Source organism: Streptomyces atratus (assembly GCF_040655115.1).
GTDB classification, from domain to species: domain Bacteria; phylum Actinomycetota; class Actinomycetes; order Streptomycetales; family Streptomycetaceae; genus Streptomyces; species Streptomyces atratus_D.
Genome location: NZ_JBFAJH010000072.1, coordinates 22798 through 29715 on the forward strand (window position 1 = coordinate 22798; position 6918 = coordinate 29715).

A 6918-nucleotide genomic window follows, 5' to 3' on the forward strand; every position below is an offset into this window, starting at 1 on the left:
AAGTGCATTTAATTCCGACGCAACAACCGGCTTCTTCTCTGCTAACGTGCGGACATGGCCGCGAACAAGCCCGAGCACGTACTCGTCGACGAATGGCGGGACATTCTTGCGCTGCACGCCAGGACGTTGTGCGAACTCGATCGCGAGCTGCATCGGTACGGCCTCGGCGCCAGCGACTTCGAGGTGCTCGACGTCCTCGCGGAGGGCGCGTCGGAGGACGGCGGCGCCGCTTATCGCGTACAGGAACTGGCGTCCCGGGTCCATCTCAGCCAGAGTGCGCTGTCGCGCCTGGTCGCACGGCTGGAGAAGGACGACCTCGTCTGCCGCGGGATGTGCAGCGAGGACCGCCGCGGCGTCCGTGTCGAGCTGACGGCGAAGGGCCGGGCGCGCCATGCCGAGGTGAAGCCGTTGCAGCGCTCGGTACTCGCCCGGATGCTGGACGGCGCGACCGGCTAGTCCGGTGCGGACCATGGCAGGAACGGTCCTCACCTGCCCGTGCACCGGTCAGGACCAGGTGATGTCCGAGTTCTCGCACCACAGGCGCGCGAGCCCCCGGTCGCCCGATACCGTCACCGCCGTGAGCGGCAGCCGGTTCCAGAGCGTGAGATAGAGCCCTTCGGCCGTTCCGCTCAACTCGCAGTCCACGGCCTCCTCTTCGGGGACCCCTGCCGCCGTCGTGCGGGCGGCCTGCGGGGGCTCCGCCGAGAGCCGCACGGTTGTGACAGCGGCTCAGACGCCTTGGGGGTGGGCGGAGCGGGACCGCCCGCCGCGGCGCACCAGTCGTACGAACCAGCCGAGGGCGAGGGCCTGCACCAGTACGGACACGACGAGGGCGAGATAGACGAACCAGGCCGGGCCGGCCGCGTCCGTTCCCCACAGCGTGCCGGCGACGAAGAACACGAACACCGTCGGCGCCGCGAGCAGGAACAGCCACACGCCCGCGAACGACGCGTCCTCGTGCGAGATGAACAGGGTGTCCACGGCGACGAACACCGCTGTCGCCAGAACCACGCCGAGGTAGATCAGCGAGGCGGGATTTCCGAAGGTCAGTCGTGCGAGCGCGCGGAGGTGCTGCTTGTTCATCACCGGCTTGTTCATGGCCTGCTCCCCGTAGGTGGTCGACACCTCCATGGTGCGGCCGGGGAGCGGGACCTGCCTGAGTACGCCTACTCAATCGGGCAGCAGTACGGGAGACGTGCGTACGTCGATCAGGCGCGGGGTACCGCATGGCGCGCCGCATAGCCCAGCACGGACGCTGCTCCCGCCAGCACCGCCACCGTCGTCAGAGCGACGGGCAGCGAGAACCCGTCGGCCAGGAACCCGATAGCGGGCGGCCCCAGCAGCATCCCGCCGTAGCCGATCGTCGACGCGGCGGCCACTCCGCTCGGTCCGGCCAGCTCGCCGGCCCGGCCGACGGCGACGGGGAAGATGTTGGCCAGCCCGAGACCGGCGACGGCGAAGCCGAGCAGGGCGAGCCAGGCGGTCGGGGCGAGCGAGCCGAGGAGCATGCCGGCCGCACCGATGGCGCCGCCCGCGACGAGCGTGCGGGTCTGCCCGAGCCGTTCCAGCAGCGCGGTGCCGGAGAGCCGGCCCGCGGTCATGGCCAGGGCGAACAAGGAGTATCCGGCGGCGGCGATACCCGGGCGGGCGTGCAGGTCCTGTTCCAGGTGGAGCGCGCTCCAGTCGGCCAGTGCGCCTTCCCCGTACGCGGTGCAGAGCGCGATCACGCCGAAGAGCAACACCACCTTGCGGGCGCGCCCGGTCATCCGGCGCGGCTGCTCGGTGCGGTCGGCCACGGATGCGGGTCGGGGAACCCGGTGCCGCAGAAGGGTGGGTCCGGCGGCGGCGGTGACGAGCAGTCCCACCCCGGTGAGGACGAAGAGATGGGTGGCGGGGGAGAGCCCGCCGGCGACCAGTCCGCCGAGGCCGGCGCCGAGCATGCCGCCGAGGCTGAACGCGGCGTGGAAGCTGGGCATCACGGGGCGCCGCAGGGCGGCGACGAGATCGACCGCGGCGCTGTTCATCGCCACGTTCATCGCACCGTATGCCGCACCGAAGACCAGCAGCACCGAACCGAGCGTGAGCGCCGAATGCGTCTGTGCGGGCAGGGCGATGGCGAGGGAGAGAAGCACCCCGCAGACCACGGTCACGGGGTGGCTGCCGAACCGCCGGCAGAGCCCGCCGGCGAGCATCATGGTGATGACCGCCCCGGCGGAGACGCCGAGCAGTGCGAGGCCGAGGGTGGAGGCGGAGGCGCCGGTCTGGTGCTTGATGGCCGGGATCCGGACCACCCAGCCGGCGAAGAGGAAGCCGTCGACGGCGAAGAACACGGTCAGTGCGGTACGGAGGCGGGCCGACGAGGGTGGGGCGGTGTCTCCGCCTGGTCCCCCCGGTAGGGCCGTCCGCAGTTTGTTTAGTTGCGGCACAAACTCAGCATAGAGGCCCACGAACGACCGATGCAAGACGGTCTCCCCCGGAGCAGGCGGCGGTATCCGGCACGGTGGAGCAGGGCGGCCTCTGTGACCGGAAGCGGGCAGAAGTCCGCCACCAAGGCGTCGGCGGCGGCTCCGGATCATGGGAGACTCGGCCCCATGAACGGCAAGGCGACCACCACCCGGACGAAGTTGGAGAGAGGCCGGAGCGCGCTCGGGCCCGCGCTGGAGCTGGTCCACACCGGACGCGCGCCCACTCGCGCCGTGCTCACCTCCGAGCTCGGCGTCACCCGCGCGACCGCCGGTGCGGTCGCCGCGGAGCTGGAGGCACTCGGTCTCATCCGCGTCGACTCCAGCCCCGGTTCCGCAGCGGGCTCACAGGGCCGCCCCTCGCACCGACTGGCAGTCCGGGAGTCCGGTCCGGTCGCCGTCGCCGCGCAGGTGCACGCCGACGGGTTCCGCGCCGCGCTGGTCGGGCTCGGCGGGCGGCTCGTCGCCACTGCCCCCGGCTGTGTCACGGTCACTTCGGACCCGGCGCAGGTCGTGGGTGAAGTCGTCGACGCATGCGCCCGGTTGCTGCGCGACAGCGGACTGCGCTGCGTCGGGGCGGGACTCGCGGTCCCCTCCGCCGTGGCCGAACCGGAGGGCACCGCGCTCAACCCACTGCACATCGCCTGGCCGGCAGGCGCCCCGGTCCGCGAGATCTTCGCCACGTGTGTACGGGAAGCAGGTATCCCCGGCCCCGCTTTCACAGGCAACGACGTCAACCTCGCCGCGCTCGCCGAACACCGGCACGGAGCCGGCCGCGGAGCCCAGCACCTGCTCTGCGTGGCCACGGGCCACCGTGGAGTCGGCGGCGCCCTTGTTCTCGACGGCCGCCTGCACACCGGCAGTTCGGGACTGGCGCTGGAGGTCGGCCATCTCACCGTGAACCCGGAGGGGCGTCCCTGCCACTGCGGCGGGCGAGGCTGCCTCGACGTCGAAACCGACCCGCTCGCCTTCCTGACCGCCGCTCGCCGCGAGCCGGGCCCCGAGGAGTCCCTGCTCAAGCAGGCGAGCAACCTGCTGCGCACGGGGTACGGGGACGTGGCGGTACGGACCGCGGCCGAGGAGCTCATCGACCGGCTCGGCCGCGGTCTGGCCGGTCTGGTGAACATCCTCAACCCGGACCGCATCATTCTCGGCGGGCTGCACCGTGCACTGCTCGACGCAGACCCGGAGCGACTGCGCGCGGTGGTCGCCGACCGCAGCCTCTGGGGGCGCAGCGGCAGCGTGCCGATCCTGCCGTGCACTCTCGACCACAACAGCCTCGTGGGCGCGGCGGAACTGGCGTGGCAGCCCGTCCTCGACGATCCACTGGCCGCACTCGCCTGAACCGGCGGGTGAGGTCCGGCGCTGCTACCGCGTGGCCTCCGGGACGAGAGCGAATGCCTCGATCTCCAGCAGCAGTTCGGGGCGGAACAGCGCAGCCACTTGGACGGCGGAGCTCGCGGGCGGGCGTTCGGCGTCGACGTACAGGTCGCGTACCGTGCGGACGGCGGGCAGATGGGCGATGTCCGTAACGTAGTACGTGAGCTTGACGATGTCGTCGAAGGACGCACCGGCGGCCGCCAGGCAACGACGCAGGTTCTCGAACACCTGCCGTGCCTGCGCAGCGGCATCACCCGCTCCCACGACGTGGCCGTTCGCGTCGAGAGCCACCTGCCCGGAGACGGCGACGAGACGGCCGGAGCCGGTGACGACGTGGGTGTACCCGACTCCCGGGGTGACGCCCTCCGGAGCCGTGATGTGTGTGAGATGCGTGTTGTCCATGGTGGCATTTTCACCCGCAGAGGAGAGTTGGCACCAGCGCATATGTGCGGGGACCAGAGGCGGTTGACGCGATACACGTCCTGCACGCCGAGGTTGAGGAGGGTGGCGGCCCCGCATCCGGACATCGCCCGGTGACTACATCTTCGTACCGCCTTACGTGCCGCGCCGCGAGGAGAACCCGAACCTGGATGACGAAGCGATCGTGGTGATTCGCCGCAGCGCTCAGGAGGCCGTCGTCGTCAATCTGCCGGAGCTGTACGTACGCGACAACGAGCCCGGCACCGACTGACGGACCGGGCAAGAACCGGGGCTCCCAGCGGCTCGGCCCCTGGCGTGGCTTCGGTGATCATCCGTCTGCCGAGGGCTCGGACTGCGCTCCCCTCACCGCCAACCGCTCCACGGCGAGAGGCCCGCCCCCCGATGGTTGCGGGACGTCGACCTTGTAGCCGTTGCGGGGGCCGTAGGTGCCGGAAGTATGGCCCTTCTCGGTGCCGCCGGTGATGACCACCGTGCATGTGCTGCTGGTGGCGGATGTGCTGGTGTGGGTGATGCGGCGCCGGGTCGTGCCGGCAGACCGTGCCGAGCGGCTGCGCAAGAAGCTCGCCGAGATCGATGCCGAGGTGGCCCGGCTGGAGGACGCCGAGGTAGTGATCGCGCAGTTCATTGAGGCCGAGCAGAGTGGGCAGGCCGACGACCCGGCCATGGCCGAGGAGCTGGAACGGGTCACGACCGCTCCGGGCGCGGGCGGCATGCTGCTGGTCCCGCACCGCGAGCCGGGCGTGACCGAGAGCGCGCTGCCCGCCGACTACCAGGCGATCGTGAAGATCGTGTCCGCGGTGTCGGAGCCGGTCCCGGCCAAGGACGTCGGCGTCAAGCTCGGCAAGGGCACCTTGCCCGGGCAGGTCGAGGCGGACCTCGCCTTCCACCGCGTGCTCCTCGCGGCCGGCCACAACGAGCTGCTCGAACGCATGGAGATGGTCATCGAGTCCGGCCTCGCGCACCGCGACGAGATCGTGCACAGCTCGCTGCACGGAGAGGACCCCGTTCCCAGCCACCGTGCGGTACTGGACGCCGTACGCGACCAGGACCAGGCTGCCGCCGAACGCGCCATGCGGGCCCTGCTCGACCAGGCCGTACGCGACCTGGACCGGGCCCACGGCACCGTACCGGCCAACGACGAGGGGGCCGGGGCCTGGTGAAGATCACTCGCATCGAGACCTTTCCCGTACCGCCCCGCTGGCTGTTCTGCCGGATCGAGACCGGCGAAGGAGTCGTCGGCTGGAGCGACCCCGTGGTCGAGGGGCGGGCCGAGGTCGTCCGCGCTGCCGTCGACGTCCTCGCCGAATACCTGGTCGGCCAGGACCCGTTGCGCATCCAGGACCACTGGCAGGTGCTCAGCAAGGGCGGCTTCTACCGGGGCGGTCCGATACTCTCCAGCGCTGTCGCCGGCATCGATCAGGCCCTGTGGGACATCGCCGGAAAGGCGTACGGCGCACCCGTGCACGCTCTGCTCGGCGGCCCGGTCCGCGACGAGGTCCGGGTCTGCGCTTGGGTCGGCGGCGACGAACCCGCCCAGCTCGCCGAGGAGATCACCGGCCAGGTCGAGGCCCGGTTCACGGCCGTGAAGATGAACGCGGCGGGCCGCACCTCACCCCTCGCCACCCCCGCCGAGTCCGCCGCCGTCGTCGACCGGGTGGCCGCCGCCCGCGAGATGCTCGGCCCCAGCCGCGAGGTCGCCATCGACATGCACGGCAGGTTCGGACCGGCCGGCGCCCGCCGGGTCCTGCACGCCATCGAACACCTGCACCCGCTGTTCGTGGAGGAACCCCTCCTTCCCGAACAAGGACACCTGCTGCCCGCGCTCGTCGGCGCCATCTCCGTACCCATCGCCACCGGCGAACGGCGGTACGGGCGTGCCGAGTTCCTGCCCGCGCCCGCAGCCGGCATCGCGGTCGCCCAGCCGGATCTCCCGCACGCCGGGGCATCTCCGAGGTCAACCGCATCGCCCCGCTCGCCGAGACCTATGGGGTGCAGCTCGCCCCGCACTGTCCCCTCGGCCCCATCGCACTCGCCGCCAGTCTCCAGATCGTGTTCTCCGCCCGGAACTTCCTCATCCAGGAGCTGAGCTGGGGCATCCACTACAACAAGGACGCCGACCTGCTGTCGTACGTCGTCGACACCGACCCGTTCCGCTTCGTCGTCGGACGGGCGCGGCGCACGCTCCTGCCGGGGCTCGCCATCACCGTCGACGAGAACGCCGTGCGCGCGGCCGACCGGACCGGACGCGCCTGGCGCAATCCGGTGTGGCGGCACGACGACGGCGCCTTCGCCGAGTGGTGAGCACGGTGACCCCTCTCGGCAGCGAGACCGACCCGGCCCACAGCGGACGGTGGACGTCGCTGCGGGCCGCCGGCCGCGAAAGGCTCTGGCACCGCGACGAGCCGCGCCGATGCCGTTCCCGGCGACGCCTTCGCCCCTGCCTCTGGGATCAGTCCTGGAGGCCGCTTTGACGCAGTCCCGTTCCGGCCTGGAAAACCTTGCCATTCAGCCCGGCCGGCAATTGGGGGGCGGCGTCACGGGGCCGGGGCACGCACCTCGCGGCGTTGTCGTCAATCACCAGGGCTCCGCCATGGCTCAATCCTCCGCCTTGCGATGCACGCACCCCAGCCCCGCT

At 71.4% G+C, this 6918-nt stretch carries 6 protein-coding genes and 3 pseudogenes; 5 read left to right on the plus strand and 4 right to left on the minus strand.

The annotated features are described in order from the left end of the window. Nucleotides 1-54 precede the first annotated feature (54 nt). Nucleotides 55-456 carry a MarR family winged helix-turn-helix transcriptional regulator gene (locus AB0I23_RS38000; protein ID WP_359117077.1) on the plus strand — a complete coding sequence of 134 codons (402 nt, stop codon included), beginning with the start codon at nt 55-57 and terminating at the stop codon, nt 454-456. A gap of 48 nt (nt 457-504) precedes the next feature. Here the strand turns inward: AB0I23_RS38000 and AB0I23_RS38005 are convergent. The 3 genes and pseudogenes from AB0I23_RS38005 to AB0I23_RS38015 all read right to left on the minus strand — a co-directional run. Continuing rightward, nucleotides 505-726, minus strand: a pseudogene (locus tag AB0I23_RS38005) (maleylpyruvate isomerase family mycothiol-dependent enzyme); the annotation flags it as partial. Nucleotides 727-729: 3 nt separating this feature from the next. Further along, a complete protein-coding gene (locus AB0I23_RS38010) occupies nt 730-1098 on the minus strand; it encodes an SCO4225 family membrane protein (RefSeq protein ID WP_359117091.1) in 369 nt (122 codons plus the stop codon). A 110-nt stretch (nt 1099-1208) separates the two neighbouring features. Then, nucleotides 1209-2426 carry an MFS transporter gene (locus AB0I23_RS38015; RefSeq protein WP_359117080.1) on the minus strand — a complete coding sequence of 406 codons (1218 nt, stop codon included), beginning with the start codon at nt 2424-2426 and terminating at the stop codon, nt 1209-1211. A 165-nt stretch (nt 2427-2591) separates the two neighbouring features. On the opposite strand from AB0I23_RS38015, the gene AB0I23_RS38020 reads away from it, so the two are divergent. Beyond that, nucleotides 2592-3806, plus strand: a complete 1215-nt coding sequence (locus AB0I23_RS38020) for an ROK family protein (RefSeq protein ID WP_359117083.1) — start codon at nt 2592-2594, stop codon at nt 3804-3806. Between the two features lie 24 nt (nt 3807-3830). On the opposite strand, the gene AB0I23_RS38025 is transcribed toward AB0I23_RS38020, so the two are convergent. Further along, the gene (locus tag AB0I23_RS38025; protein WP_359117085.1) at nt 3831-4244 is read right to left on the minus strand and encodes a RidA family protein; all 414 of its coding nucleotides are present in this window, start codon (nt 4242-4244) and stop codon (nt 3831-3833) included. A gap of 112 nt (nt 4245-4356) precedes the next feature. On the opposite strand from AB0I23_RS38025, the pseudogene AB0I23_RS38030 reads away from it, so the two are divergent. The 3 genes and pseudogenes from AB0I23_RS38030 to dgoD all read left to right on the plus strand — a co-directional run. Continuing rightward, nucleotides 4357-4533, plus strand: a pseudogene (locus tag AB0I23_RS38030) (cupin domain-containing protein); the annotation flags it as partial. A 211-nt stretch (nt 4534-4744) separates the two neighbouring features. After that, nucleotides 4745-5443, plus strand: a complete 699-nt coding sequence (locus AB0I23_RS38035) for a FadR/GntR family transcriptional regulator (RefSeq protein ID WP_359117088.1) — start codon at nt 4745-4747, stop codon at nt 5441-5443. After that, nucleotides 5440-6584 (plus strand): annotated as a pseudogene (dgoD, locus tag AB0I23_RS38040) (galactonate dehydratase). Before AB0I23_RS38035 ends, dgoD begins: the two are co-directional and overlap by 4 nt. Nucleotides 6585-6918: the final 334 nt, after the last annotated feature.

Excerpts from the sequence above, each read along its gene's own strand:
- AB0I23_RS38000 (WP_359117077.1), top strand. The coding sequence starts at position 55 with ATGGCCGCGAACAAGCCCGAGCACGTACTCGTCGACGAATGGCGGGAC.
- AB0I23_RS38025 (WP_359117085.1), bottom strand. The coding sequence starts at position 4,244 with ATGGACAACACGCATCTCACACACATCACGGCTCCGGAGGGCGTCACC.
- AB0I23_RS38010 (WP_359117091.1), bottom strand. The coding sequence starts at position 1,098 with ATGAACAAGCCGGTGATGAACAAGCAGCACCTCCGCGCGCTCGCACGA.
- AB0I23_RS38020 (WP_359117083.1), top strand. The coding sequence starts at position 2,592 with ATGAACGGCAAGGCGACCACCACCCGGACGAAGTTGGAGAGAGGCCGG.
- AB0I23_RS38035 (WP_359117088.1), top strand. The coding sequence starts at position 4,745 with ATGACCACCGTGCATGTGCTGCTGGTGGCGGATGTGCTGGTGTGGGTG.